Source organism: Lysinibacillus sp. UGB7, from assembly GCF_049058285.1.
In the GTDB taxonomy this organism is placed as follows: domain Bacteria; phylum Bacillota; class Bacilli; order Bacillales_A; family Planococcaceae; genus Lysinibacillus; species Lysinibacillus sphaericus_B.
In genome coordinates this window covers 39,661-66,209 of sequence record NZ_JBMGUV010000026.1, presented here as the reverse complement: position 1 = coordinate 66,209, position 26,549 = coordinate 39,661, and the positions used below count along the sequence as shown (strand labels likewise).

Sequence of the window (26,549 nt, the reverse complement as noted above, 5' to 3'; positions counted from 1 at the left end):
TGTGTGATGAAAAATTGCCAACTTAATTATAGCTTGATAAAATATAAAATGTAGTCAAAATTTTCTGAATTCGGATACTAGAATAGTATTTTAACGGCAGTCATAAAATTTAAACTACACGATATAGGTGTAATTGATGGTAAACAATTAGGGGGGCTTTCAATGACAATGTTAATGACTGATATTTTACAGAACTATGCAGAGCAGCAACCACAGGCAATTGCAACAATGTATGGCGGCAACAATGTGACCTATAGGGATTTTTATGGTCGTGCAAGTAAATTTGCAGCGTACTTACAACAACAGGGTTATGAAAAAGATGATGTTATTGCATTGTATACGCTCAATTCAGATTTATTTTTAACTGCTTATATCGGTGTTCAACTAGCAGGCTTTGTCGCTATGCCCATTAATACAAAATTGGCTACACCAGAGGTCGAATTTATTTTTGATCATTCACAAGTAAAAGGCCTTATCTATGATGAACGAATCGAAGATGCTATTGCAGAGATTCCCTATGCATTCCACCATGTAGTAGGTTTAAAAGACATGGTAGAAATTATTCAAAAGCATGAAGGGCAAAGAAAGGCTGTCATATTGGAGCCGAATGAAACAGCTGTTGTTATGTATACTTCTGGTACAACAGGTAAGCCCAAAGGAGTAATGCTGACTCATCAGAATATTGCTTCCACAGCAGACATCTGGTCAACATCTATGAATATGACGAATACGGATAAAATGTTTATCTGTACGCCACTATTTCATTGTGCAGGACTCCACGTATTTGCTATGCCGATGTTTTATAAGGGGGGGACAGTCATTATAGAGGAAGGATTTTCTCCAACAAATACGCTCGTACAACTTGCAAACAAGCAGGCGACCATTTTCTTTGGCGTACCGTCCATGTATACAATTATTTTAAATACACCGGCATTTAAAGAACATACATTTAATAATTTACGTTTACTTTGTTATGGAGCTGCACCGATGCCTTTTGAGCTTGTCAAACAGGTAAAAGAGGCATTTCCACAGGTGAAGGTTCAAAATTTATATGGTCAAACAGAAAATTCACCAGCGGCTACTTCTCTATTAGATGCTGATGCATTAACGAAAATTGGCTCGGTGGGGCAACCATTAGCACTGACTGAGGTACGAGTAGTCGATAGCTATGGTGAATCAGTGCCAGCTGGGCAAGTTGGCGAGATTTGTGTGAAAGGTCCGCAGGTGATGAAAGGCTATTTACGTAATGATGAGGAAACAACTCGAACAATCCGAGATGGCTGGCTTTATTCAGGTGATTTAGGGCGCTTTGATGAAGAAGGATATTTATATATTGTAGACCGTAAAAAAGATATGATTATTCGTGGTGGTGAAAATATTTATCCGATCGAAGTGGAAGAGGTTTTATATCAATTGCCAGAAATTTTAGAAGCAGCAGTTGTTGGTTTACCGCATGAAGTTTATGGTGAGGTATCAAAGGCGTTTGTTGTCTTGAAGGATGGGCATTCTTTAAATGAAGAAACGATTCTTGCCTATTGCCGTACACAACTTGCCAAATATAAAGTGCCTCATGAAATTGAATTTTTAGTAGAATTACCACGCAATGCATCCGGAAAGGTACTGAAGCATACTTTACGCGCTACAGTGAAAACAATTTAATAAATGGAAAAAACGTAGCCAGTTCATTAAAAAGTAGCATGATAAAATAGGAACACTTATGAAATTAGCGTATAATAGAGACTGCAATTAATTGAAATAATAGAATTGAAGATAGTGTTATTGTCTTCGAACAAGATAGGAGCGGAATTTTGTCTTGTGGACGAGGTATAAACGCCTTTTTATAATAGGTCTTATAATGATTATGCTACTTTCGGGCTGCGATCAGCTATGGCAGCAAGATAAACAAAAAAATCAATTAACCGTGTTAACGGTGGAATTTAATAGCGGAGCACCGATCCCTAAACTCTATATAAAAGTGACAGATTTGGAGACAGGTGAAGAGATTGAGGATGCACTTGGTTCTGAAGAGGGCGAGGCGACATTCTCCAAACTTGTAGAGGGTAAGGAGTATACAATTGCCGCTACCACACTTGAAAATAGTATGGGGGGCGATGGGTATACAACGATTGATACTTTTATATATGATACGTCAAAGCCATATTATCGACTGCAAACTCATTTTTCAAGAAATGAGCAAGAACTGGATGTGCCCATTGTGATGCAAAACCCCGAACTACCACATGGCTGTGAGATTACATCGCTGACAGCAGTATTAAATTATTACGGTATGAATGTTACAAAGCTAGAAATGGCTGATACGTATTTACCGAAGCAGAATTTTAAAATAATCGGGGGGCAACGATTTGGACCAAATCCAGCACATGCATTTGCTGGAGATCCGAGTGATAAAGCAACTGGCATGTACGTCTTTGCAGCGCCAATTGTGAAAGCGGCACAAGCAGCTATAGAAGCGAAGCAGGCTGATTTACGTGTAACAGACAAGAGTGGTGCATCACAGGAAGAGATTTTAGAGCTTGTCCAAGAAGGAGTACCAGTTGTGACATGGGTCACGCTAGATTTATCAAAACCGAAAAGAAAAGCAAGTAAAGGTTGGATATACGAAGGAGAACCAACGCAACGTGATGGGTACGTAAACCTTCATGCTGTCGTATTAACAGGCCATTTAGACGGGAAAGTAGTCGTAATGGACCCACTAAAGGGCTATGTCACATACAATGAAGATCAATTCTTTAAAAGCTATCAGGAGCTAGGTTCACAAGCAGTAGCAGTGCATAAGTAATATCAAAAGTGCTGTTGCAAACGGCTGTACTTGCTTCAATTGAAGGCATATCTAACAATAATGGCACAGTATGTTACACTAATATAAATAGCTAAAGGGAGTTGAGTAGAATGGCCATTGAGCACACTTTTTTACCGGTTTTATTGGGCGATGAAATGAATGCTTACGGCATGGCACGAGCATTTTACGAGTCCTATGGCGTTAAACCACTCGCATTAAATCATACGAACAAAGCCAAAATTCAACACAGTGATTTACTTACTTTTCGTGAAGTGCCAAGACTACATATCGAAGAACGATTTGTTGTTGCTTTACAAGCGATAGCTGATGAATTTGCAGAAAAAAAACTGCTATTGCTGGCCTGCGATGAATTTTATGTGAAGAAAATTGTCCATCATAAGGAGGAACTGTCACAGTTTTTTATCATTCCTTATGTGGATGCTTCACTTGCAAATCAGCTACTGACACGTGAAAGTATGTACCAACTATGCGCGGAATTCGGCTTCGATTACCCAAGCTTGCATGTATGTACGGTGAATGACTATGAGCAATATGATATGCCCTTTGAGTATCCAGTTGTTATCAAGCCAATGAATATGATGAAATATGCTGCATGTATTTTCCCTGGTAAGAAAAAAGTATATATTGCACATGATAAGGAAGAAAAGGATGCCATTTTCCACGCAATTTATAAAGAATCTGCGTACCGTGATGATTTAATGATTCAACAGTATATTCCAGGTGATGATGCCAATATGCGTGTTGTAAATGCTTATGTTGGACAAGATCGTAAAGTTAAATTACTATCTGTAGGAAACCCTATTTTAGAAGAACATTCGCCCGATGGTATCGGTCGCTATGTTGCCATTATGACAACCTATGACAAAGCGTTGATGGAACTTGTAAAGACATTTCTTGAAACAATTCACTTCCAAGGCTTTGCAACGTTCGATATGAAATTTGATGAACGTGACGGTCAATACAAACTGTTAAGTATTGAATTACATAATGAACTTTCGAATTATTATGTGACAGCAAGTGGCTATAATTTAATGCAGTATGTAGCGGATGATTTCATTCGCGATAGTAAACAGCAACTAACATACGTGCAAAATAAGCATCTTTGGACGATTGTGCCTAACGGTGTATTATTTAAATATGTATTAAACGAACAACTAGTGATTGAAGCGAAGAGTCTTATTCGCCAAGGCTTAGCGACCGATTCTATTTTTAATTATAAGGATATGAATGCGAAACGTTGGTTGAATGTAACGCTCGATAATTTAAACTTTTATCGTAAGTATAAGAAATATTTTAACAACAAAGGTCTGTCGAACTCATGAAAAAACAAACTTTAGGTATTATTGGTGGCGTTGGTCCACTAGCAACAATGTTTATCGGTGAAATGATTGTAAGACGTACAAAGGCTATCAAGGATCAGGAACATGTACATACAATTATCGATAATGACACAAATATTCCTGATCGTACGGCTTTTATTTTAGATAATACAAAGCAAAATCCAGTTCCAGTCTTAATTGAGGATGCCAAAAAACTAGCTTCTGTTGGAGCAGACATGATTGCTATTCCATGTAATACTGCGCATACTTTTTATGATGAATTAGCACAAGGCTCTCCAGTACCTGTGTTACATATGATTCGTGAAACGGCCAAGCGCGCGCATGAATTAGGAGCGAAGCGAGTCGGTATTCTAGCGACAACAGGTACGTTAACATCTCGTATGTATCAGGATGCACTTGAGAACTATGGCATTACGCCCGTTGTACCAGATGATGCCATGAAAGAAAAAGTCATGATGATTATTTACGATTATGTAAAGGCTGGTAAGGATGTCACCAAAGAACAGTGGCAACCAATTGAAGAGGCGATGCTTGCACTTGATTGCGACCGTATTGTTTTAGGGTGTACAGAGCTGTCCATCGTCAATCGAGATTTAAAATTAAACGACAAATATATAGATTCACTAATTGTTTTAGCTGAGTGTGCTATTTTAGCATGTGGCTATGAATTAGTGCGTTAACATTTGGCTCACCTGTTGGTAATAGGTGAGCCTTTCACTTCGACAAGTAAGTTTGTAGTTGCGAAAACGATAGTCAGCAATGGACATTTAATGTTGAGAATGCTCCGCATCAGATACAATGCTATCGAGGTATAATAGATATACAGAAGGAAAATGCTTGTACAGGGCTAGTATGTTAAACTAGTGTCAAGCAGGATAAAAGGTGGGAATTGACATGTCAGTAATAAATTTATTAAATGAAGGTCTACAAGCAAAATGGAATTTCGAAGAGCCAATGAAAATTCAAGATGAAATGATTCCAGCAATGCTTGATGGCAAAGATATTGTAGCTGAATCGCCAACAGGCTCTGGGAAAACATTAGCCTATGTGTTGCCTTTATTAAACAAGGTAAATGGAACGAAAAAACAAACACAAGGACTTATTGTTGCCCCATCTCAGGAATTAGCGATGCAAATCGTGGAAGTTATTCGCGAATGGACAGCTGGTACTGATATTACAGTTCAACAACTAATAGGCGGTGCAAACTCGGCGCGTCAAATCGAAAAACTGAAGAAAAAACCGACAATTGTTGTTGGTACACCAGGCCGTCTAAATGAATTAGCACGTGCGGGTAAATTAAAACTTAAAGAAATTGAAACGGTAATTTTAGACGAATGTGATCAGTTACTAAGCCGTGAATATCGTGTAGTAGTAAAATCCTTTATCGAAGCCTCAGCCTACGGTCGTCAGGTAGTTGTCGTTTCAGCCACAATTACAGAGGAGATTGAATTAGTGGCTAGCCGTATGATGTTTGAGCCATTACGCTTCAAAATTAAACCTGAAGATATGGTAAAGTTCGGCAAAGTTGTACATTCATTTGTGAAGGTAGAAGAACGCGATAAAACTGATTTCCTGCGCCGTTTATCCCATACGGATGGCTTACGTGCACTGGCCTTTGTCAACAATATTGACCAATTACTCATGAAGGAAACTAAGTTACAATACCGTGCTGCACCGATTGTGACACTACATTCTGACATGAAAAAAGAAGAACGTAAAAAGGCATTAGATGCATTCCGTAAAGGAGATGCTCGTATTTTAATTGCCACTGATATAGCGGCACGTGGTTTAGATATCGCAGGTTTAACACATGTTATTCATGTTGACGTGCCACGCACGATTGAGCAATATTTGCATCGATCTGGTCGTACAGGACGTGCAGGTGCTGATGGCGAAGTCTTAACATTATTATCGTACCACGATGAAAAAACCTATAAAAAGTGGACACGCGAAGTTGCTGGTAAGCCAGTTCAAAAGGTATGGCATGACGGTGAACTAGTAGAAGGTAATTCAAAAACTATTGGACAAAAACGAGGGAAATAATATGACTTTTGATGAGAAATTACAAGCATATGCAGAGCTTGCCGTAAAAGTTGGCGTCAATATTCAACCAGGTCAATATCTATTAGTGAACACATCTGTGGATGCATTAGACTTTGCTCGTTTAGTGGTAAAAGAGGCCTATAAAGCCGGAGCAGGTCGTGTTCATGTTAATTTTTCAGATGGTGTAATGGACCGTGCCTATTTCGAACATGCCTCAGACGAAGAGTTAAATCGTTATCCAGAGTGGATAGTCAAAATGCGCGATGAGCTAATCGAGCGTAAAGGCGCACTTTTATGGATTGACGCTGCAGATCCAGATCTTTTAACAGGTATTCCGGCAGATCGTTTGGCAACACAACAAAAAGTAGCAGGTGCTGCACTGAAAAACTATCGAAATGCTGTGATGAAAGATTTAATCGCTTGGTCTATCGTAGCAGTGCCATCTCCAAAATGGGCAGCAAAGGTATTCCCAAATTTAGTTGCAGAAGAGCAAGTATCTGCGCTGTGGGAAGCTATTTTTAAAACAGTGCACATCGGTGAGGGGAACGCAGTTGAAAATTGGCGTTCACACGTGGCAAATTTAGAATCCCGAGCAACTTTATTGAACAGTAAAAAATATACAAAGCTTCATTATACAGCACCGGGTACAGATTTAACGATTGCTTTAGCACCTCAGCATAAATGGCTTACTGGTGGAAGTAAAACACCTGATGATACGGTATTCATTGCCAATATGCCGACAGAAGAGGTTTATACATTGCCGATGAAGCAAGGGGTTAATGGGTTTGTCAGCAATACTAAACCATTAGTTTATCAAGGCAATATTATTGATGGCTTCAAGCTTACTTTTGAAGAGGGGAAAATTATCAAGGCTGAAGCACAAACTGGTCATGATTTATTGCAAGAGCTTATTGCGGTGGATGAAGGTTCGTGCTATTTAGGCGAAGTAGCACTTGTACCATATGAGTCACCTATTTCAGCATCAGAGATTTTATATTTCAATACTTTGTTCGATGAAAATGCTTCAAACCATCTAGCTATTGGTGAAGCATATCCAACTTGCCTAGAAGGTGGAAGAGATTTAGAAAACGGACAGCTTGAAGCATTAGGCGCCAATATTTCTGTGACACATGAGGACTTTATGATTGGTAGTGGCGAAATGGATATTGACGGAATTTTACCTGATGGTACGGTAGAGCCGATTTTCCGTAAAGGTAGCTGGGCAATTTAAGCAACATTTAATATGCCTTTTAATATGCCTAAGGTGAATAAATAGGAGATGAGCAGATGAAACGACTACTGGGTTTAATAAGTGTAACCTTGCTTACAATCACATTAGGTGTTTCATCTGCATTTGCACAGGCTGAAAATTATGTGGCAATTGGAGATTCATTAGCCGCAGGTCAAACACCCTATCAGGAAATTGATACTGGCTACAGTGATTTGATTGCAATGAGACTCGGACTAATTGGTCAAATAGGTCATTATACAAAAGAGCTTGCGTTTCCAGGGTTTACAACGATGGATGTATTGCAGCGAGTAAAATCTGCTGAGGCGAGTGAGTTATTAGCGAATGCAACGCTCATTACCATTTCCGCAGGTGCCAATGACTTACTACGTCTTGTGCAAGTGAATCCAACTGCAGGCACACTGACATTTTCTCAGCTCCAGACAGATTACGCATTAAATACAGCCCGAAAAAATATGGAAGAAATTTTAGCTGAGTTGAAAACGCGTGCACCACATGCAAAAGTCTATGTGATGGGTTACTATTTTGCCTATCCGACTGTGCATGCCTCTCAAAAAGAAGGAACGAATGAACAACTGCTCAAGTTAAATACAATTTTACAGCAGCAAGCACAGCAGGCTGGAGCGGTATATATAAACGTGTATGATGCTTTTGGATTGCAGGCAACGAACTACTTACCGAATAGCTCAGATGTACATCCGAATTTCGAAGGTTATCGTCAAATGGCGAATGCCTTTTTGAAAACTTATAGTGGCAGTGATATGTTAGCGATATCATCTGAAGAATTACCAAAGCCTAATCCAATGACATTTGAAGAAATAGTAAAAAAGCAAGCAAAAGTCAAACAGAGACCTGATGAATCGACACAAGAGTCAGTTGCTACCGTGCGTCGTATTCAAGGCTTTAACGGGTATGTATCCTTTCTCGAAAAAGCAAGAGAGCTTCAGTATAGTTAATGGGTTCACATTAAGCTAGAATATCGAAGGAAAAGGAGTTGTCTCAATGGTGAGACAACTCCTTTCTGCGTAAATGCCAAGCATCAGGGGCAAAAGAGTGCTGGACGTGCATCGCTCAGGTAGATGAGTTTACCGCTCAGGAGAAGGTGAGTAACGCTCAGGTAGTTGGTCGTACCGCTCAGGAGAAGGTGAGTATCGCTCAGATAGTTGGTCGTACCGCTCAGGAGAAGGTGAGTATCGCTCAGGTAGAGGAGCGCACCGCTCGGGTGAAGGCGAATCGCTCAGGTAGAGGAGCGCACCGCTCGGGTGAAGAAGAGTATCGCTCAGGTAGAGGAGTTTACCGCTCGGGCAAAGGCAAATATCGCTCAGGTAGTTGTTCATACCGCTCAGGCGAAGGTGTTCACCGATCGGATAGAGGGACGCACCGCTCAGGGAAGCGAGTTCAACCTGCAGACAACCACAGAAGCAAGAATGTACGTTCCTCTGCAAGGCATGATAAAATAGAAAAAAGACAGGAGGCGCAACGGATGAAACTATTCCATACAGCAGATTGGCATTTAGGGAAGCTTGTGCAGGGTGTGTACATGACTGAGGACCAACACTATATTTTACAGCAATTTATGCAGGCCATTGATGAGGAAAAGCCCGATGCAATTATTGTAGCGGGTGATTTATACGACCGCTCAATGCCGCCTGTAGAAGCAGTTAATTTACTAAATGATGTGTTTGCAGAGATTGTACTTGAAAAGAAAATACCTGTGTTAGCGGTTGCTGGGAACCATGATAGTGCAGGTCGATTGAATTTTGGAAGTCGGTTAATGCGTGATAGTGGGTTACATATAGTTGGGCAATTTACGAAAAATTACGCTCCAATTGTGTTAACAGATCAATTTGGTGAGGTGCATTTTCACCTTGTACCATTTGCAGAGCCTGCAGCAGTGCGGACGATTTTAGAAGATGATACGATTCAGTCACATCAAGATGCGCTACAAAAAATCATTGAGCGCATCACCCAAACAATGGATACAACAAAACGCAATATCTTCATTGGACATGCCTTTGTAACCAAATACGGCAATGAGGAAGAAAACACGAGTGATTCGGAACGTCCACTATCAATAGGGGGCTCGGATTGTGTAAATGCATCACTATTTGAACAGTTCAACTATACTGCGCTGGGCCATTTACATAAGGCACATTTTGTACGAAATGAAACGATTCGATATGCCGGCTCACCATTGAAATATTCGTTATCAGAGCACTTACATGAAAAGGGCTACTTAATTGTTGAGTTAGATGAAGCAGGACTAATAACTGTAGAAAAACGCAAGCTTGTAGCAAGACGTGATTTACGTGTGGTCGAGGGCTTGATGGATGATTTATTAAAGTTAACACCTAGTGAAGATTATGTTTTTGTTCGCTTAACAGATGATATGCCCGTTGCTTCACCTATGGAACGTATTCGTACTGTGTTTCCGCATGCACTGCATATAGAACGTAAGGCGGTACGTGAGGAATTATCGCAGGAAATTCAAGCGATTGAGACGGAGAAAGTAGAAGACATCGACTTATTTCGTGCGTTTTATGCAGATTTATATAGTGAGCAGCCAAATCGAGAAACCGAGCGTTTATTTACAGAAATGCTCCAGGATATTCTTGAAGAGGAACGGGAGGCTGTAAAATGAAGCCCTTAAAGTTAACCATTACTGCATTCGGCCCATATAAAAATACGGAAGTCATTGATTTTCAACAGCTTGGTGAACACCGTTTGTTTGCCATTTCAGGGAAAACAGGCGCTGGGAAAACAACAATTTTTGATGCTATTTGTTATGCACTTTACGGTTCTGGCAGTGGTGAAGATCGCCAGGATACCGCTATGCTCAGAAGCGGATTTGCTGAAGATGATGTGTATACAGCTGTAGAACTCGTTTTTGAAATGCATGGGAAAACGTATCAAATTTTGCGTCAACCTGGTCATATAAAAGCAAAAAATAAAAGTGTCACGGGTAAGAAAGTTGAGTTGGCTCATGTCAAAGAGGGTCAACTTGACTTTAGTATTGTAGAAAAACAACAGACCAATGAAGTAGATAAAAAGCTACAGGAAATTGTAGGCTTAACGAAAGATCAGTTTAGCCAAATTGTCATGCTCCCTCAAGGTGAATTTCGTAAGCTTTTAACATCAGATTCTACGAATAAAGAAGCAATTTTACGCAAAATTTTTAAAACGGATCGTTTCGGTGACATAACAAAAAAACTTGATGCAAAACGTAAGGAAGCTGAAAAAGATTTAGAACGCGCTAAGCAACTAAAAGAACATTTACTGGGTCAGATTGCTGGTGCACTGCCACAACGTTCATCAGCATTATTTACTTGCATTGCAAATAACACGGAAAACATGCATCAACTAATGACTGCGCTAGAGGAGGAGCAAACCTTCTATAGAGAAAGCATACAGGTTGAACAGCAGCGTTATAATGAGGCTTATAATCACCATCAAAAGGAGCAAGAACATTATAGTATGGCGAAGGCGCTCAATGAGCAATTTGAAGAGCATGCTAGTCGTCAAGAACGGCTGAAGACACTAGAGCAACAGCAAGATGTCTATGATGCCAAAGTACAAGAGATTAAATATGCTGAGCAAGCAGAGCGCCTTGTTATGTTTGAACAACAGTGTAAGGACCTACGAACTGAGCAAAATCGTAAAGAACAAACCTATCAGCAAGCAACTATAAATATGCAAACAATTGAGGCACAATATAAAGTAGCACAAGAATCATTTGACAAAGAAGAAGCCCGAGAACCGGAACGTCAACAAGTCTTACAGCAAGAATTGAAGCTACAGGCACTACTGCCGACATTTGAAGCGTTTGAAGGTAATCGTCAGCAATTACAAATAGATGAGCAAGGCGTCGGAACAGCCAAGCGAGCGGTAGCTGATAATCTGACAATTTTACAACAGCAACAAAATCAACTACAGTATGTAACTGAAAAAATCGAACAATACGAAGAACAAGTGGCGCCATTTGCAGACTATTTACAACAGCTTCCCAAGCTCCGTGAACAAGTGGCATTATTAGCACAAGTAGAGAAATATGAGAGAGCGGTTGCATCAGCAGAACAGGCTGTTTATGTAGCGGATCACCAATATCAAGATAATAAGCAGACGCTGCAACAGTTAGAACAACAATGGATTGCGAGTCAGGCAAGGATTTTGGCAGCACAACTCAAAGAGGGAGATCCGTGCCCAGTGTGTGGGAGTACGACACATCAAATAACACATAATGAGCAATTAGAGACAATTGAGGAAGCACAATTAGAGTTATTACGAGCGAAGTCCAAGACGGATGAACGTACGTATTTTGAAAAAGAGGCAACATTAAAATCAGCTAAGATCCTTCTTCAAGAGGCAATAGAACAAATCGATGCTAATCATATCTCTCAAGGTCAACAAACAGAACTAAACGCTGCGTTACAACATGTCGAGAAGCAGGTCGCTCTGTTAAAAGTGGTTAATGATCAACTGGCTGTCTCACGAAATGAGCAAAAGAGTCAACGTGAAAGAACAGAGCAGCTACAAGAGAAACAAACAAAGCTAGAGCACTATTTAGCTGAACAGCAGAAGGCGTTAACAAAACAACAGGTAATTGTGGAAGAGCAACAAAAGCACATTCCTGAAAACCTTGAAACATTACAGGCGTTAAAGCAGGCTATCGCTGACATTGGGGTACAAAAAAATGCCTTACAAACAGCTTGGCAGGCTAGTCAGCAAAATTTACAATCTGCAAAGGAAGCGGCGAGTAATGCGGTAATGGCTGAGGAACTAGCAAAAAAAGCATATGAGGAGATTCAAGTGAGTCTCAACGAAAAACGTGAACAATTTTCAATAAGTATGAAAGAGGCGGGCTTTGAAAGTTATCAAGCGTATGATGCGGCAAAGCGTAGCATGATGGAAATGGAAACTTTGCGTAAAGCTTGTAGCGATTATGTTTTGCAGCTACACACATTACAAATTCAAATTGCAGAAGGCACCAAGCAGCTTAATGGGAAAGAGAAGAAGAATTTAGCACTATTAGAGGATTCGTTAGAGAGGCTTCGTGAGACGTACGAGGAAGCATTTAATACATTGCAACGGACGAAAGGTTTTGCACAGGCTTGCGGTGACTTTAAAGTGAAAGTAAAAGAAACGGCTGAAGAAATACAATTGCTTGAAAAAGAAGCTGGGCGTGTCAAGGAGCTCCATGCTCTATTGAATGGGCAGAATGTAAAAAAGCTTTCCTTTGAGCGCTATATTCAAATAAACTATTTAGACAAAATTACAGCAGCAGCAAATATTCGTCTGTACCATTTATCGAATGGGCAGTTTGAGCTTCGACGATCAGATCGATTAGAGAAGCACGCTAAACAAAGTGGGCTTGGTCTAGATGTGTACGATGCCTATACCGATCAAATTCGTGATGTCAAAACATTATCTGGTGGAGAAAAATTTAATGCCTCTTTAAGTCTTGCGCTTGGAATGGCAGATGTCATTCAAAGCTTTCAGGGGAATATTCGAATCGATACAATGTTTATTGACGAAGGTTTTGGTTCGCTTGATGAGGAAGCACTGAATAAGGCGATTGACACACTGATTGATCTACAAGAATCAGGTCGTATGATTGGCGTTATTTCGCATGTAGCTGAACTAAAGGCTTCCATGCCTGCTGTTCTACATGTTGAAAAAACCTTGAGTGGACATAGCAAAACACGATTTGAAGTGAAATAGAGAGAAGGCGTTTTCCTTTGTAACAAGGATACGCCTTCTACTTTATTTTCTACGGGTTGTTGGATTAGGGAGTGTGCCTTTTTTAGCGGCAACTACTTTTTTGACGATTGGAATCACAATAGGTGCTAATTTAACAGCAGTTTTTACGAATTTAGATACTTTCATGATATACCAGCTCCCCTTTATTATTTCTACCTGTTTGTCCTGCACTGATGAGGGCTCAGATGATCATTTGATGCGTGAAAATCAAGCCGTCGTAAGTGCCCGATTGGTTCAACTAGTAACCGTTGGGATAAAAAAAGTCCCAACGGTTAAGTTCCCTTTAACCCGAGAATGAAACATAAATACTATCGGATAACGCGTACAGCTTGAACGATATTCCATATAACAATTCCAAGAGATACGAGTAAGTAAATCGCAAAGGCAGCAAACCAAATGATGATGAATGTATTATCGCTTACGTCAGGTTCAAACGTAGTCATTGACATTGATGAAAACACGAAGACGATAAAGAAAATGATACCGAATAGAAATGGAATTAAGTGTGAGATAAGCGCTCGGATTGAATGGCGCTTCACTTCATGTTCTTTTGACACAAAATAAACAATTAACGGCACAATAAAAGGTGCGAAAAATATGCTGAGATAACTAAATGCAGATAATATTTTTTGGTTCTCCATAGTAGTCCCTCCTTTTTATTTATTTACGCATGAGAATCTTGAAAGTTTCAAAAAATTAATGAAGAAATGGTTGTAATCACAAAAGTGTTTGCGTACAATGAGGATGTTCAAGCAAATTTAAGATGTAACGACCACAAGGGGAGCTGATGATGTCAGCTGAGACTGGGCACGTAATGCCTTTACTCTTCGAACCTGTAAGTTAAAGCTTGCGTAGGGATGTGGATAGAAACCGACACTTTTACGATGTGAGGCTCTGTCCTGGCATCGTTTTTTTATCTTCATTCATCTGGAAAGCCCTCTCCTCTATAGGTAGCAGGCTGAAGATGATTGTAGCTCTTTTTCGGAGGCTGTTCCAATGCCAGCCGTATGAAGAGCAAGCTTCCAGTTAGTGTAACGGATTTTGACAAGGAATCAATTGAGGGAATTAGCCTAAATTTGTAGGATGATGTGTTTTTCGAAATGACCGACATCAAGGCGCCCTTTCTTGCAGAACTAAACACTTGTCAATCCGAACGCAATTAAGTGGAAGCATAATAGATTGCCAGATTGAGCACATATTTAAATAACTGATTTCTATTCCTGCTCTTGTATCCTACATCGGAACAAAGGAGAGAATAATATTATGGACAAAAAAAGACTATTAATGCTGGTGGAGATTGCGATTTTCGCAGCGGTGGGTCTTGTACTCGATCAAGTTTCTTTTAAAGTATGGGCACAGGGTGGCTCAGTTAGTCTTGTGATGATACCCATTATTTTAATGGCATTTCGCTGGGGTCTCTTTGCAGGATTGACAACGGGCTTACTGATCGGCGTTATGCAAACAATGTTCGGTGCGTATATTGTACACTGGCTTCAAGGTTTATTGGATTATGGTGTTGCCTTCACGGTAGTAGGTATAGCGGCGCTTGTACGTAAACCTGTACTTGAGGCAGCGACAAATTTAAACAAAAAGAAGATGGCTATTTATATTGTCATTGGAACCGTCTTAGCAGGCTTTTTACGTTATTTAGCACATACGATTGCAGGAGCTGTGTTCTTCGCTGAGTATGCTGGCGAGCAAAATGCTTGGATATATTCCATTCTTTACAATGGCACATATATGCTACCTGCAACAATTTTAACAGTAGTCGCAGGTGTTCTTTTATTTACAGCAGCACCACAATTAATGCAACGAAAATCGTAAAGAGTAAGCCGTCTGTTCCTCTATAGTGCAGGCGGCTTTTCTGAGTTAATTGGCGCGTATTGTTCATTATTGTATTGTGGTTGTGATATATTAGAGTGTATATATTAGATGAAAGGGACGTTAAAAATGATTGTAAAAACGCAAGAAGAGATTGAAGCCTTTAAAAAAATCGGTCGTATCTGTGCTGAAATTCGTGAAGCAATGAAGGCTGCTACCAAACCAGGTGTGACAACACTTGAATTAGATGAAATTGCAGGTCGCATGTTTGCGGAAGCAGGAGCTATTTCTGGTCCAAAGGGAGAATATGATTTCCCTGGTTACACTTGTATTAGTGTGAATGAAGAAGTAGCGCACGGTATACCAGGAAGCCGTGTTATTAAAGACGGCGATATTGTTAATATCGATGTGTCCGGTTCGCTAAATGGCTATTTTGCCGATACTGGTATTTCATTTGTAGTCGGAGAAGGTTATGAAGATAAAGAAAAACTCTGCCGCGTAGCGAAAAGTGCTTTTGATCGTGCGATGACAAAGGTAAAAGCTGGCTCTAAATTAAACCAAATTGGGAAAGCTGTTGAGCGTGAAGCTTATGCCAACGATTTAACAGTCATCATGAACTTAACAGGTCACGGTTTAGGCCGTTCTTTGCATGATGAGCCCAATCACATTTTAAACTATTACGATGCATGGGATTCAACGATTATGAAAGAGGGAATGGTGTTAGCGGTAGAACCGTTCATTTCAGCCAAAGCAGAGCATATCGTCGAAGCTGGTGATGGCTGGACGTTTGTTACACCAGACAAATCATTAGTTGCCCAAATCGAGCATTCGATTATTGTTACAAAAGACAAACCAATCATTTTAACAACATTAGATGAAGAGTCAATTTAGTTAAAAAGTAAATACGAAAAAATCCTGCTTACCAAGTTATTTCTGGTAGGCAGGATTTTTTTTAATAAATTGTATACCGACAAGAAGCACACCACATAAAAACAAGGCTGCTGTTGTCACGAGTAATTCATCAAAGCCATTATGTAATGCAATACCTATATAGGCCCAGATAAAAACGCTCGGATAGACAATATCAAAGTGATGAAAGCGAATATGTAGCGCTATGGCAACGCCTATAGTCAGTAAGATAACTGCCCAAAGTGGATTGCTAAGACCAAAGCCGTTCCATTCATACGATGTTAATGTAAAACTTGCATTTGTCATCAGGGTAAATGTCGCCCATGCGAAATAGATTGAAAACGGTACTCGACCTGTCAGCGCATTATTGCTAAGTGGGAACGTATTGTACAGTAAAAATAAATAAATTACTAATATTAACGTAGTCAAAAGTGACACGATAAATAATTCCTGATGCCAAAACACTATGGCAAACGCCTGTAATATACTGACGCTACTAAAGAGAACAGTCTGTTTAATAGTTGTCTTTTTGAAATTCATAACTAACCAATAGCCGAGTAAAAAGTAAACTACAATCCAAATTACATAACTAACATTAAAAGGTGCAAACATAACGGGAAAACGATTAGAGATTTCTAACGAAGATTGACCATTTATTTTTATGAAATAGGATGAAAAGGTTAGGATGAGTGCGACAATATAAGAAATTGTCATCAAAATAAATTGAGGCATGGTTTCCTCTCCCTTCGTGTTAAATTGTATAGGGAAAAGACAAATAAGTATAGGACTGTCACAAATTTTCTATTTTCATTATAGCGGAAATTGGCAATAATGTATCGTCTTGTTTCGCCAAATTTATCTACAATTTGCCATTTGGATAGGCATCCATATATTTCTTTAGTACAATAAGATTATCCAAGTGTAAGGAGTGAAGTTTTAATGACTCAAAATTTAAAAAATCTAGACCTATCAATTGAACTAGATAAAAAAATGTATAAAAAGAAATTAAAAGTACTCCAATATGAAATGTTAAATGCCCAGCAGTTTTTACTGAACAATAAAATCGGGCTTATTTTAGTGTTTGAAGGTATGGATGCGGCAGGTAAGGGTGGCGCGATAAAGCGTCTGATCGAACGTGTAGACCCACGTGGTTATGTCGTGCATCCAATTTCTGCACCTCAACCACATGAACTTCGCTATAACTATTTACAACGTTTCTGGAGGAAGTTGCCACAGCATGGTCAAATCGCTATTTTCGACCGTTCGTGGTATGGACGTGTGTTAGTAGAGCGTATTGAAGGTTTCGCAACAAAGGACGAATGGGCTCGTGCATACGAGGAAGTTAATCAATTTGAAAAGCTTCTAACAGATGGCGACTATATTATCGTGAAGTTCTGGCTTCATGTGTCAGATGAAGAGCAGTTAAAACGTTTTAAAGAACGCGAACAAGATCCATATAAATCGTGGAAATTGACGGATGAAGACTGGCGAAACCGTGAAAAAACACCACAGTACATTGAAGCTGCAAATGATATGTTTGATAAAACAGATAAAAAGAATGCGCCATGGATTTTAGTGGCAGGCAACGATAAAAAACATGCGAGGGTTCAAGTATTACAAGAAACAATTGCACATATTGAGCAGGAAGCACAAAAACGTGGTTTACATTTAACCAATGTGTTAGATAAATCTTATTTAGAAGATGCTGAATCGTCTAGCATGGAAGTATTACGAGAGCAATCGAAAAAAGAAGAGCAAACAAAATAAATAATCGGAAAGATGCTGTGCTAACAAGACATGAGCTGTTTTAGTTGTAGCAGCATCTTTTTTTACATACAATAAAGTAAAACTTCAATCAGCGGGGTTTTGCACTAATGATTCGTTGAAAGCAATAGGACTTTTACGGCCAGTTAATCGCTCACAAAAGTGATAAGTACGACGGATTCAACTTGAGGTGGTCGTCTTACTGACCGTTGAGGCGAGATGAACATGTACTGACAATTATCGGAAGGCAAGTGTGGAGATATGGTATTAAAAATTTGGAATCTACTGAGGAAAAAGGGTGGAAATGTGGTATCGATTCAAGGGGGAAAATGCTACGTTCGCACATTCCAAGAAAAAGATGCACAAAATTTATCTGGTCTCGTAAGTCGCAATAAATACTTTTGGTCTACATATGAACCATTACAACGACCTGAATACTATACAGTGGACGCTCAATATAAAAAAATTCTAGAAAGCTTGTATTTAATGGATTCAAAGCGAGAATTTTCTTTCGGTATCTATGAGCAAGGTACAAATAACTTAATTGGGCATATTGCTCTCTATGCTGTAAAACGTTTGCCGTATTCAAGTGCATTTGTTGGCTATGCAATGGATGAGATTTATATAGGAAAAGGCATCGTAACAGAAGCAGTAGAATTGGTCGTTCGCTTTGCTTTTGAACAAATTGGCTTGCATCGCGTGGAGGCATACGTATCAACACAAAATAACGCTTCTATCCGTGTTTTAGAAAAATCAGGATTTCAACGAGAAGGGCTCCTAAGGCAGCTTTTGTACATTAACGGGCAATGGGTGGACCACTATATGTATGCGTGTGTAGATGAATCATCATGAAAAAGATGTGACTATCCTTCGAGATTTCGACAGATAGTCACATCTTTTATTTTTAAAAGTATAGTTTAACTGCACGAATGAATATGCTAACACGACATCACATTGAAACCATGAAGCACAGAGCAGAAATGATTATTGTTTATTGCCGTCTTCTATTAAATCAAGACGACCTGTATTTGGATCGATTACTAAGCCGTGAACAGGCACATTTTTTACCATTAGTGGGTGATTACGAATTGTATCGACACTTTTTGTCACACTAGTCGCTACGTCACCGAAACCACGTAAAAACTCTTTTAAATCAATCCCTGAATATTCCATCATTTTAATGGTTTCTGGGTTAATACCACGCGCTACCATTTTGCTTAGCATAGCTTCTGGATCCACCGCACTCATACCACAGTCATAATGCCCAACGACATATACTTCATCTGCTTGTAGTTCATATACAGCTACAAGTAAACTACGCATAACCGCACCAAATGGGTGACTAACTAATGCCCCTGCACTTTTAACGATTTTAACGTCACCATTGCGTAAATTCATAGCTTTAGGTAATAGCTCTACAAGTCGAGTATCCATGCAAGATAAAACAACGATTCGCTTATCAGGGTACTTTGTTGTAATAAAAGGCTCATATTTTTTCTCTTGAACGAAATCCCCATTAAACTCTAAAATATCTTTTAACATTGTCATGAAAGATTGCTCCCTTCCTTACAGAAATATTTTAGAGCAAAAATATAAATATGCAAATAATAATGACAATTTTCGCGCAATTTTATGATAAAAAAAAGGAGTTTAGTAATTTATTTAGCGAATCGAAATAAAGATGTTACAAAAATGTGAAAAAACAGCTACGGTAAGTAGCTGTTTTGAATAGGCTTAGAATTTTTCGTTTGGCTTTGGATCTACAGTTACTGAAGATTTAGAATCTAAACCAACTTGTAGGTAGTGAATGAAGAATGCAACAGAAATTAATAAAACGACTGAAAAGCCAAGTACAGTTGTGATGAACATTGAAAAGCTCCTCTCTACTAATAAATCTACTATAATATTTACTCTCATTATACAATAGGTTGCTATGAAAATCTAAGGATAATTTATGACATCCATAACATACCTTGGCTAGAATACTATAAATAGGTGTCTATTTCTCTAGAAAGCCCAATTGCCATTGCGGAAAATTGGTTCGATTTGACCATTGTCCATTATCCCATCAATATTCATATTAGCAGAGCCAATCATAAAGTCAACATGTGTTAGGCTTTGGTTGAGACCATTTGCAAGTAACTCATCAGGAGACATATCTTTACCACCCTCAATACAAAATGCATAAGCGCTACCAATGGCTAAATGATTCGAGGCGTTTTCATCAAATAATGTATTGTAAAATAATAAACCTGATTGAGAAATAGGTGATTGATGTGGGACAAGTGCCACTTCACCAAGATAGTGAGCACCCTCATCTGTTGCAACAAGGGATTCTAAAATTGCTTGCCCCTGTTCAGCCTGCACCTCGATAATTCGTCCTTCTTTAAATGTTAATGTAAATTGATCGATAATATTACCACCGTAGCTTAATGGCTTCGTGCTAGATACATAGCCGTTTACACCTGTTTTTAACGGAGCTGTAAAGACTTCTTCAGTCGGCATATTTGCCATAAATGATTGTCCTTGTGTAGTGACACTACTACCACCTACCCATATATGTTTTTTTGGTAATGTAATAGTTAAATCAGTACCTGTTGCAGTATAGTGCAGTGCTTTATATTGTTTATTATTGAGGTAATCAGCCTTGTCATGTAATAATTGGTCATGTGTTCGCCAGGCATCGACTGGATTTTCTAGATTTGTGCGTGTAGCAGCGAAAATTGCCTCCCATAATGCCTCCATTTGTTCAGCTTCAGGTAAATTTGGAAAAACCTTCGCTGCCCAATTTTTAGAAGGTGCAGCAATAACTGACCAGCTAAACTTATCTGATTGCATTAAGCTACGGTAGTTTGCAAGTGCCTGACCGGATGCTTTTTGGAAGGTCATAATTTTCTCGCCATCAATCCCTTTTAGTAGGTCAGGGTTTTGCGAAATGATACTTATAAACGCAGCACCATGCTCAGCTAACCATTCACGTTCTTGAACTTTCCAAGGAGGGAAGAAATCGAATGTGTCTTTTGGTGCTGATTCAAAACGTGTCCGAACAAGTTCATCATCAGATATATCGACAAAAACTTGTTTTGCACCATTTTCATAAGCGAGTTTAGTAATTATCTGTGCTAATTTTATGTTATCCGTCGAACAACTCATATAGAGATATTGATTTTTCTGGATATTTACTCCTACTTTTACAGCTAATTCGGCATAACGTAGTAAATTTGTGTTAAATGATAATAACAAATTCTTAGCTCCTTTCGATTATGGACAATTTAGTGTACTATTCTTAATTCAATATAATCAAATATGGTCGAAATGTGAATAAAAAGCATTTATTACATCGAAAAATTAATGAATTACATTTATACTATATTATATCTTTATTTAAAATATGGAAAAATAGACGACATTAAGAGTGTAAGAAGATTTGGAGGTCCTAGAATGGATATATCGTCGGTAGTAGGGTTAATCATAGCGTTTATTGCGCTATTAACAGGAATGGTGCTGAAGGGTGTAAGCTTAAGTGCGTTTTATAACCCAGCAGCTATCCTAATCATCATCTTCGGTACAATCTCCGCTGTAACAATTGCCTTCCCTGTGAAGGAGTTAAAGCGTGTACCAAAGCTATTTAAAATTCTTTTCAAAGAAACTAAATTAGCAGATGATATTGAGATTATAAAAATGTTTTCACAATGGGCGGACTTAGCACGCCGTGAAGGGCTATTAGCACTTGAAAGTAAAGCCTCAGAAATTGAAGACCCATTCTTAAAAAATGGTCTTACATTAGCTATTGACGGTCAAAATGCAGATTATATACGTGACGTATTAACTGAAGAAGTAGAAGCTATGGAAGATCGTCATGCAAGTGGTGCTGCAATCTTTACACAAGCAGGTACATATGCTCCAACTTTAGGGGTACTTGGTGCGGTAGTAGGGTTAATCTCCGCATTGGCAGATATGAATGATATAGAGAAACTAGGGCATGCGATTTCGGCTGCCTTCATGGCAACTTTATTAGGTATCTTTACAGGTTACGTATTATGGCATCCTTTTGCTAATAAGTTAAAACGTAAATCTGCTGTTGAAGTAAAGCAAAAACGCATGATGATTGAAGGTATTCTTTCTGTATTAGAGGGAGAAGCGCCACGTGTAATTGAACAAAAATTATCTTCTTATCTAACGATGGAAGAGCGTCGTCAAATTTCTGGTGAAAGCGGGGCGGGCGGCCTTGGCAAAGAAAGCTAAGAAGAAAAAGCATGATGAGCATATCGACGAGTCTTGGTTAGTGCCTTACGCAGATATTTTAACGCTGTTATTAGCGGTATTCATTATATTATTTGCCTCAAGTTCGGTCGATCAAGAGAAGTTAGATAAAATGTCAGCAGTATTTAGTCAGGTATTTGATGGTGGAACGAGTTTTCTAGAACAGCCTTCACCGGTTCAAACGCCCGATGCCCAAAATGATGAAACACCACAGCAGACGCAGCAAAACTCAGCTTATTTAAAAGATCAGAAAGAGTTGGCGGAAATCAAGGACAGTGTTGATAATTTCATCGCGGTTAATGAGATGGAAGGTCAGTTCGCAACAGAAATGACGGATGAAGGTTTATTAGTAACAATTCGTGATAGCATACTATTCGATCCAGGTAAAGCAACGATTAAACCAGAATATATTCCAACTATTCAAGAGCTTGCGGCCGTATTAGTATCAGATCCAGCACGTAATATTGTTATTACAGGGCATACAGATAATGTTCCTGTAGGTCCAAATTTCTCGTCAAATTTAGAGTTATCATTAATGCGTGCTTCAAATTTCTATCTTGAACTAACAGCTAGTAACGCACAACTAGATTCAAAGAAATTTAGTGCTAAAGGTTACGGTGAGGATCAAGCCATTGCACCAAATGATACGGCTGAAGGCCGGGCGAAAAACCGTCGTGTGGAAGTATTGATTCAGCCATTTGTCGCAGAAGACGGTTCATCTACAACAAATAAGCAATAAATAAAAAAGCTATTAGCAACAGGCTTTATGCCATAGCTAATAGCTTTTTTTCTAATTATTTACGTAGTGAGCCTAATTCTGCAACGATAGCTTGCATTTCACTCGGGCTAAATGTGTCGCGCTTCATAACCATTTCGTAGAGATAGACTAGATCTTCATAATTTGCTTCATCGAAATTCTCTGATTTCATCGCATCGACATTTACCATGCGAAGTTTATCTTTCATTTGATCGACCATATAAATAACATTTTCTTTTGATGGTATTGATAAATCCATTTAGTTAAACCTACCTTTCAAAGTCCTCGCCAATATCATTTCATTGAATAAAAAAATTGTCAACACTGTATTTAAGCATTGCTTTAAAAATAGGTTGTTATTGGGTAGAATAAAGGCAGCAAGTTGTTTATTTGTCATTTATAAGGGAATATACAGTACACAAGTAGGGGGTTTTTAATATGGGACAAAGTAAATTATTAGCATCCATCATTATTGGTGCCACAGTGGGTGCGGCATTAAGCATGCTTGATCGCACAACACGTGAAAAAACAGTAGCTACTACGAAAAAGGCGACTGCAGCAGTATCGTATTACGCAGCGAATCGTGGCGAATTACAAGATTTAATAGAGGAAAAAGTATTAGCTGCTCAAGTGCTCTGTGAAAGTGTAACCGACAACGTCAACATGGTAGCAGAAAAAGTTGATGAATTTAAAGAATTACCTTCCACTATTCAGGGTATGATCAGTGATACAAAATCTGCCTTCTCTTCACCAAATAAAGAATAAGTTGTAGTAAAGGAGGAGATTTGTATGGAAAAGAAGAAAGTCTCGGTGAATACAGCATTTGGTTTAGTCAAATCGTTTGTCTCTCCAAATGAAGATTCTGTAGATGTCATGACGCCAAAGGGCTTTGTACAAGATTTGATGCTACGAATACAACGCGTGGAAATATCAGCTCTTGCCGCACAACTGGCGTATTTCTTTTTACTATCTTTCTTCCCACTACTTATTTTCCTAGTTACACTGTTACCATATCTAAATTTAGAAACAACACAAGTTTATTCTTTTTTAGTGAATGTCGTGCCAGATGAAGTATATCGATTGATCGAAAATACATTAAACGAAGTATTAACAAATCGCAATAGCAGTTTGTTATCCATTGGTGTAATCGGTACAATATGGTCCGCTTCCAAGGGAATTAATGCCTTGATTAGGGCTTTAAACAAAGCCTATGATACGGAAAGCAGGGGAGGCATCTTAGATCGAGGGTTATCCCTAGTCTTTACAATAGCGTTTGTAATCGTATTAGGTGTCGCCCTGCTATTACCGGTTTTTGGACAACAAATTGGACATTTTTTATTTTCGATAGTCGGAATAGAAGAAGAATTTGCATCCCTTTGGCATAATATACGCTTGTTCATGCCACCATTACTGATTTTTGCTGTTTTAATGGGCATTTACTGGTTTGTACCGAATACAGATCCACGTTTGAAATTAATGGGCGTGTGGCCAGGGGCAATGTTCTCTACACTTGCTTGGTTGGCAGTAACATATGGTTTTTCTTTTTACATTAGTAATTTTGGAAACTATTCTGCTACATACGGTAGTATAGGCGGTGTCATTATTTTAATGCTATGGCTGTATTTCACAGGCATGATTTTAATATTTGGTGGTGTATTGAATGCCACAATGCAAAAAAGAGCATTACAAAAATAGCCGGATGAGCATCGCAAATTACAAAAATTATCATGACAATAACACAGCCCCACTATCACAATTTTGTGATGTGAGGCTGTTTTACGTATAGGGAGTAGCGTGACTAGCGTTCGAAAAACACTGCTGTTATACATTTTTATTAAGCATACGTAAGCCATTTAAAATAACAAGAATCGTACTACCTTCATGACCAATCACACCTAGTGGCAAGTCAACAAGCTGTAAAAAGTTAGAAGCTATTAATAATATAATGATACCGATAGAGAACATGATATTTTGTTTGACGATACGTTGCATTTTGCGCGATAGGCGAACAGCATAGGCAATCTTAGATAAGTCATTTTTCATTAAAACTACATCTGCAGTTTCTAAAGCAACGTCGGTACCTTCTCCCATCGCAATGCCAGTAGTGGCAGTTGCTAAAGCAGGAGCATCATTAATGCCATCTCCAACCATGCCTACGTATTTATATTGACGAAGAAGGTCTTTCATTTCAGTAACTTTTGTTTCAGGAAGACATTCCGCTACATAATCATTTACGCCTGCTTCTTTTGCAATGACCTTTGCAGTTTTTTCATTGTCGCCTGTGAGCATGACTACATTAATACCTAACTCTTTTAGTAATGTAATGGCTTTTTTTGCTTCATTACGAACAGTATCCTTTAAAGCGGTAAGTGCAACGATGCCTTCGTTGTCACGAATGAAAATAACTGTTTTTCCTTCTGCGGCAAGTAAAGCTGCGGCACCATCTGCAAATGCATGGGCTTCTTCTCTGCCTACAAAGTCTGGTTTCCCCACTAAATACTCCGTTTCATTGACAAAGCCCTTTATCCCCCAGCCAGGTATGTCTTCAATAGTTGTCTGTGCATATTGCGTGAAACCTTCAGCTTTTGCATAGGAAGTGATGGCTTGTGCTAATGGGTGATTCGACTGTGCTTCAATACTTGCAAGGATGCTCATTGTCGTACCTCTATCCAATCCTTCGCGAACGATGAAATCAGTGACGACTGGTTTCCCTAGTGTTAAAGTACCTGTTTTATCTACTGCTAATGCACGTAATACGCTTAAATGTTCTAAATGTAAACCGCCTTTAAATAGCAAGCCATTTTTAGCTCCGTTTGAAATGGCAGCTAGTGTGGCTGGCATAATCGATGCGACAAGCGCACAAGGTGATGCAACTACTAACAAGACCATTGCTCGGTAAAACGTTGTTGTCCAGTCCCAACCAAGTAAAAAGTGGGGGAGAAACATCATAAGAGCAACCGTCAGTAATACGAACTTTACATAAGTACCTTCAAATTTCTCGATGAATTGTTGAGAAGGTGATTTTTCACTTTGCGCACTTTGCACAAGGCTAATAATTTTTTGAAACAATGTTTCAGAATTTGGCTTTGTCATTTCCATTGTAATCGCACCGTTTAAGTTGACTGTTCCTGCGAATACCTCATCGCCTTCGCCTTTAGCAACAGGGAGAGGCTCACCGCTAATAGCTGATTCGTCAATAGAAGACTGTCCTTTGAAAATCACACCATCTGCTGGTACACGTTCACCAGGTTTAATAAGTAGGTGGTCACCAATAGTTAATGTAGCAACTGCAACTTTCATTGGCTCAAAGCCACCACGTACTAGCCAAGCCTCTTCAGGTTGTAAATTCATCAGTGCTGAAATTTCACGATGACTTTTATTCATGGCATATGTCTCTAATGCACCACTTACAGCAAAGATAAAAATCAAGATGGCTCCTTCAGTCCAGTAGCCGATTGCAGCTGAACCGATTGCGGCTAATACCATAAGTAGTTCGACATTCAACTTTTTATCTGCAAGTGTTTCTTCAACACCTTCTTTTGCTTTCGCAAAACCCCCGACACAAAATGCAATCATATATAAAAGAACGGAAGCGGTTGTTTGATCGCTAGAATCCAAACGCCAAGCAAGTAAAATGAAAAATCCTGCTACGATAGCGGCAATTAGTTCAGCATGTTCTTTTGTTTTCTCAATTAGATTAATATTTTCTTGATTAGAGTAATCCATTTATATCCCTCCTGATAATGAAAATCAATATCAAAACCCTTAATAAACAAAGAAATTCAGTTTTTTATAGTTAGAAAGAAATTTTACTTCTTTCTTTGT

At 39.0% G+C, this 26,549-nt stretch carries 25 protein-coding genes and 1 riboswitch; of the genes, 17 read left to right on the top strand and 8 right to left on the bottom strand.

The window, feature by feature from the left end:
• Nucleotides 1-162 precede the first annotated feature (162 nt).
• The 9 genes from ACOMCU_RS20220 (at nucleotide 163) to ACOMCU_RS20180 (ending at nucleotide 13,171) form a co-directional block, all read left to right on the top strand.
• Nucleotides 163-1,659, top strand: coding sequence for a class I adenylate-forming enzyme family protein (locus ACOMCU_RS20220; protein ID WP_421051188.1), 1,497 nt, complete (start codon nucleotides 163-165; stop codon nucleotides 1,657-1,659).
• 196 nt (nucleotides 1,660-1,855) lie between these two features.
• A complete protein-coding gene (locus ACOMCU_RS20215; RefSeq protein ID WP_010857205.1) occupies nucleotides 1,856-2,800 on the top strand; it encodes a C39 family peptidase in 945 nt (314 codons plus the stop codon).
• A gap of 110 nt (nucleotides 2,801-2,910) precedes the next feature.
• Nucleotides 2,911-4,143, top strand: coding sequence for a hypothetical protein (locus tag ACOMCU_RS20210; protein ID WP_010857206.1), 1,233 nt, complete (start codon nucleotides 2,911-2,913; stop codon nucleotides 4,141-4,143).
• Nucleotides 4,140-4,841 (top strand): aspartate/glutamate racemase family protein, encoded by a 702-nt coding sequence (locus ACOMCU_RS20205; RefSeq protein WP_010857207.1) that lies wholly within the window; start codon nucleotides 4,140-4,142, stop codon nucleotides 4,839-4,841. Before ACOMCU_RS20210 ends, ACOMCU_RS20205 begins: the two co-directional genes overlap by 4 nt.
• A 214-nt stretch (nucleotides 4,842-5,055) precedes the next feature.
• Nucleotides 5,056-6,204: a DEAD/DEAH box helicase gene (locus ACOMCU_RS20200; RefSeq protein ID WP_010857208.1), complete on the top strand. Its 1,149-nt coding sequence runs from the start codon at nucleotides 5,056-5,058 to the stop codon at nucleotides 6,202-6,204.
• Nucleotide 6,205: 1 nt separating this feature from the next.
• A complete protein-coding gene (locus ACOMCU_RS20195) occupies nucleotides 6,206-7,435 on the top strand; it encodes an aminopeptidase (RefSeq protein WP_421051187.1) in 1,230 nt (409 codons plus the stop codon).
• A gap of 56 nt (nucleotides 7,436-7,491) precedes the next feature.
• Nucleotides 7,492-8,409, top strand: a complete 918-nt coding sequence (locus tag ACOMCU_RS20190; protein WP_421051186.1) for an SGNH/GDSL hydrolase family protein — start codon at nucleotides 7,492-7,494, stop codon at nucleotides 8,407-8,409.
• 527 nt (nucleotides 8,410-8,936) lie between these two features.
• On the top strand, nucleotides 8,937-10,094 hold the full coding sequence (locus ACOMCU_RS20185) for an exonuclease SbcCD subunit D (protein WP_421051194.1): 1,158 nt from the start codon (nucleotides 8,937-8,939) through the stop codon (nucleotides 10,092-10,094).
• Nucleotides 10,091-13,171, top strand: a complete 3,081-nt coding sequence (locus ACOMCU_RS20180; RefSeq protein WP_421051185.1) for an AAA family ATPase — start codon at nucleotides 10,091-10,093, stop codon at nucleotides 13,169-13,171. The genes ACOMCU_RS20185 and ACOMCU_RS20180 overlap by 4 nt, the downstream gene beginning before the upstream one ends.
• 42 nt (nucleotides 13,172-13,213) lie before the next feature.
• On the opposite strand, the gene ACOMCU_RS20175 is transcribed toward ACOMCU_RS20180, so the two are convergent.
• Together ACOMCU_RS20175 and ACOMCU_RS20170 are read right to left on the bottom strand one after the other, a co-directional pair.
• Nucleotides 13,214-13,336, bottom strand: a complete 123-nt coding sequence (locus ACOMCU_RS20175; RefSeq protein ID WP_421051184.1) for a hypothetical protein — start codon at nucleotides 13,334-13,336, stop codon at nucleotides 13,214-13,216.
• Nucleotides 13,337-13,518: 182 nt separating this feature from the next.
• Nucleotides 13,519-13,851 (bottom strand): DUF4870 domain-containing protein, encoded by a 333-nt coding sequence (locus ACOMCU_RS20170; protein WP_010857215.1) that lies wholly within the window; start codon nucleotides 13,849-13,851, stop codon nucleotides 13,519-13,521.
• Between the two features lie 126 nt (nucleotides 13,852-13,977).
• A riboswitch (TPP riboswitch) is annotated at nucleotides 13,978-14,085 on the top strand.
• A gap of 388 nt (nucleotides 14,086-14,473) precedes the next feature.
• Between ACOMCU_RS20170 and thiT the strand changes: the two genes are divergently transcribed.
• Nucleotides 14,474-15,034 carry an energy-coupled thiamine transporter ThiT gene (thiT, locus tag ACOMCU_RS20165; protein WP_421051183.1) on the top strand — a complete coding sequence of 187 codons (561 nt, stop codon included), beginning with the start codon at nucleotides 14,474-14,476 and terminating at the stop codon, nucleotides 15,032-15,034.
• A gap of 126 nt (nucleotides 15,035-15,160) precedes the next feature.
• On the top strand, nucleotides 15,161-15,922 hold the full coding sequence (gene map / locus ACOMCU_RS20160) for a type I methionyl aminopeptidase (protein WP_010857217.1): 762 nt from the start codon (nucleotides 15,161-15,163) through the stop codon (nucleotides 15,920-15,922).
• A gap of 36 nt (nucleotides 15,923-15,958) precedes the next feature.
• Here the strand turns inward: map and ACOMCU_RS20155 are convergent, their stop codons facing one another.
• Nucleotides 15,959-16,672 carry a hypothetical protein gene (locus ACOMCU_RS20155; protein WP_421051182.1) on the bottom strand — a complete coding sequence of 238 codons (714 nt, stop codon included), beginning with the start codon at nucleotides 16,670-16,672 and terminating at the stop codon, nucleotides 15,959-15,961.
• Nucleotides 16,673-16,879: 207 nt separating this feature from the next.
• Here ACOMCU_RS20155 and ACOMCU_RS20150 point away from each other — a divergent pair, with 207 nt between their 5' ends.
• Complete coding sequence (locus ACOMCU_RS20150; protein ID WP_010857219.1) at nucleotides 16,880-17,707, top strand: polyphosphate kinase 2 family protein; 828 nt, start codon at nucleotides 16,880-16,882, stop codon at nucleotides 17,705-17,707.
• Nucleotides 17,708-17,965: 258 nt separating this feature from the next.
• Nucleotides 17,966-18,556: a GNAT family N-acetyltransferase gene (locus ACOMCU_RS20145; protein ID WP_010857220.1), complete on the top strand. Its 591-nt coding sequence runs from the start codon at nucleotides 17,966-17,968 to the stop codon at nucleotides 18,554-18,556.
• A gap of 132 nt (nucleotides 18,557-18,688) precedes the next feature.
• Here the strand turns inward: ACOMCU_RS20145 and ACOMCU_RS20140 are convergent, their stop codons facing one another.
• From ACOMCU_RS20140 to ACOMCU_RS20130, 3 genes are all read right to left on the bottom strand, one after another.
• Nucleotides 18,689-19,252 carry a beta-class carbonic anhydrase gene (locus ACOMCU_RS20140; RefSeq protein ID WP_010857221.1) on the bottom strand — a complete coding sequence of 188 codons (564 nt, stop codon included), beginning with the start codon at nucleotides 19,250-19,252 and terminating at the stop codon, nucleotides 18,689-18,691.
• A 186-nt stretch (nucleotides 19,253-19,438) separates the two neighbouring features.
• Nucleotides 19,439-19,573, bottom strand: coding sequence for a hypothetical protein (locus tag ACOMCU_RS20135; protein ID WP_010857222.1), 135 nt, complete (start codon nucleotides 19,571-19,573; stop codon nucleotides 19,439-19,441).
• A gap of 138 nt (nucleotides 19,574-19,711) precedes the next feature.
• Nucleotides 19,712-20,947 carry an aminopeptidase gene (locus tag ACOMCU_RS20130; RefSeq protein WP_421051181.1) on the bottom strand — a complete coding sequence of 412 codons (1,236 nt, stop codon included), beginning with the start codon at nucleotides 20,945-20,947 and terminating at the stop codon, nucleotides 19,712-19,714.
• A gap of 198 nt (nucleotides 20,948-21,145) precedes the next feature.
• On the opposite strand from ACOMCU_RS20130, the gene motA reads away from it, so the two are divergent.
• Together motA and motB are read left to right on the top strand one after the other, a co-directional pair.
• Nucleotides 21,146-21,949 carry a flagellar motor stator protein MotA gene (gene motA, locus ACOMCU_RS20125; protein ID WP_010857224.1) on the top strand — a complete coding sequence of 268 codons (804 nt, stop codon included), beginning with the start codon at nucleotides 21,146-21,148 and terminating at the stop codon, nucleotides 21,947-21,949.
• Complete coding sequence (gene motB, locus ACOMCU_RS20120) at nucleotides 21,933-22,706, top strand: flagellar motor protein MotB (protein WP_010857225.1); 774 nt, start codon at nucleotides 21,933-21,935, stop codon at nucleotides 22,704-22,706. The genes motA and motB overlap by 17 nt, the downstream gene beginning before the upstream one ends.
• A gap of 55 nt (nucleotides 22,707-22,761) precedes the next feature.
• On the opposite strand, the gene ACOMCU_RS20115 is transcribed toward motB, so the two are convergent.
• The gene (locus ACOMCU_RS20115) at nucleotides 22,762-22,983 is read right to left on the bottom strand and encodes a DUF1128 domain-containing protein (protein WP_010857226.1); all 222 of its coding nucleotides are present in this window, start codon (nucleotides 22,981-22,983) and stop codon (nucleotides 22,762-22,764) included.
• 179 nt (nucleotides 22,984-23,162) lie between these two features.
• Between ACOMCU_RS20115 and ACOMCU_RS20110 the strand changes: the two genes are divergently transcribed.
• Complete coding sequence (locus ACOMCU_RS20110) at nucleotides 23,163-23,489, top strand: hypothetical protein (RefSeq protein WP_010857227.1); 327 nt, start codon at nucleotides 23,163-23,165, stop codon at nucleotides 23,487-23,489.
• Nucleotides 23,490-23,513: 24 nt separating this feature from the next.
• Entirely contained in the window at nucleotides 23,514-24,419 is a 906-nt protein-coding gene (locus ACOMCU_RS20105) for a YihY/virulence factor BrkB family protein (RefSeq protein ID WP_010857228.1), read from the top strand.
• A 126-nt stretch (nucleotides 24,420-24,545) separates the two neighbouring features.
• On the opposite strand, the gene ACOMCU_RS20100 is transcribed toward ACOMCU_RS20105, so the two are convergent.
• A complete protein-coding gene (locus ACOMCU_RS20100) occupies nucleotides 24,546-26,450 on the bottom strand; it encodes a heavy metal translocating P-type ATPase (RefSeq protein ID WP_421051180.1) in 1,905 nt (634 codons plus the stop codon).
• Nucleotides 26,451-26,549 lie beyond the last annotated feature (99 nt).

Excerpts from the sequence above, each read along its gene's own strand:
- ACOMCU_RS20100 (WP_421051180.1), bottom strand. The coding sequence starts at position 26,450 with ATGGATTACTCTAATCAAGAAAATATTAATCTAATTGAGAAAACAAAA.
- ACOMCU_RS20150 (WP_010857219.1), top strand. The coding sequence starts at position 16,880 with ATGACTCAAAATTTAAAAAATCTAGACCTATCAATTGAACTAGATAAA.
- ACOMCU_RS20220 (WP_421051188.1), top strand. The coding sequence starts at position 163 with ATGACAATGTTAATGACTGATATTTTACAGAACTATGCAGAGCAGCAA.
- ACOMCU_RS20195 (WP_421051187.1), top strand. The coding sequence starts at position 6,206 with ATGACTTTTGATGAGAAATTACAAGCATATGCAGAGCTTGCCGTAAAA.
- ACOMCU_RS20170 (WP_010857215.1), bottom strand. The coding sequence starts at position 13,851 with ATGGAGAACCAAAAAATATTATCTGCATTTAGTTATCTCAGCATATTT.
- map (WP_010857217.1), top strand. The coding sequence starts at position 15,161 with ATGATTGTAAAAACGCAAGAAGAGATTGAAGCCTTTAAAAAAATCGGT.
- motA (WP_010857224.1), top strand. The coding sequence starts at position 21,146 with ATGGATATATCGTCGGTAGTAGGGTTAATCATAGCGTTTATTGCGCTA.
- ACOMCU_RS20190 (WP_421051186.1), top strand. The coding sequence starts at position 7,492 with ATGAAACGACTACTGGGTTTAATAAGTGTAACCTTGCTTACAATCACA.
- ACOMCU_RS20135 (WP_010857222.1), bottom strand. The coding sequence starts at position 19,573 with ATGTTCATCACAACTGTACTTGGCTTTTCAGTCGTTTTATTAATTTCT.
- ACOMCU_RS20180 (WP_421051185.1), top strand. The coding sequence starts at position 10,091 with ATGAAGCCCTTAAAGTTAACCATTACTGCATTCGGCCCATATAAAAAT.
- ACOMCU_RS20115 (WP_010857226.1), bottom strand. The coding sequence starts at position 22,983 with ATGGATTTATCAATACCATCAAAAGAAAATGTTATTTATATGGTCGAT.
- ACOMCU_RS20175 (WP_421051184.1), bottom strand. The coding sequence starts at position 13,336 with ATGAAAGTATCTAAATTCGTAAAAACTGCTGTTAAATTAGCACCTATT.
- thiT (WP_421051183.1), top strand. The coding sequence starts at position 14,474 with ATGGACAAAAAAAGACTATTAATGCTGGTGGAGATTGCGATTTTCGCA.
- ACOMCU_RS20105 (WP_010857228.1), top strand. The coding sequence starts at position 23,514 with ATGGAAAAGAAGAAAGTCTCGGTGAATACAGCATTTGGTTTAGTCAAA.
- ACOMCU_RS20205 (WP_010857207.1), top strand. The coding sequence starts at position 4,140 with ATGAAAAAACAAACTTTAGGTATTATTGGTGGCGTTGGTCCACTAGCA.
- ACOMCU_RS20145 (WP_010857220.1), top strand. The coding sequence starts at position 17,966 with ATGGTATTAAAAATTTGGAATCTACTGAGGAAAAAGGGTGGAAATGTG.
- ACOMCU_RS20215 (WP_010857205.1), top strand. The coding sequence starts at position 1,856 with ATGATTATGCTACTTTCGGGCTGCGATCAGCTATGGCAGCAAGATAAA.
- ACOMCU_RS20110 (WP_010857227.1), top strand. The coding sequence starts at position 23,163 with ATGGGACAAAGTAAATTATTAGCATCCATCATTATTGGTGCCACAGTG.
- ACOMCU_RS20140 (WP_010857221.1), bottom strand. The coding sequence starts at position 19,252 with ATGACAATGTTAAAAGATATTTTAGAGTTTAATGGGGATTTCGTTCAA.
- ACOMCU_RS20155 (WP_421051182.1), bottom strand. The coding sequence starts at position 16,672 with ATGCCTCAATTTATTTTGATGACAATTTCTTATATTGTCGCACTCATC.
- ACOMCU_RS20185 (WP_421051194.1), top strand. The coding sequence starts at position 8,937 with ATGAAACTATTCCATACAGCAGATTGGCATTTAGGGAAGCTTGTGCAG.
- ACOMCU_RS20210 (WP_010857206.1), top strand. The coding sequence starts at position 2,911 with ATGGCCATTGAGCACACTTTTTTACCGGTTTTATTGGGCGATGAAATG.
- ACOMCU_RS20200 (WP_010857208.1), top strand. The coding sequence starts at position 5,056 with ATGTCAGTAATAAATTTATTAAATGAAGGTCTACAAGCAAAATGGAAT.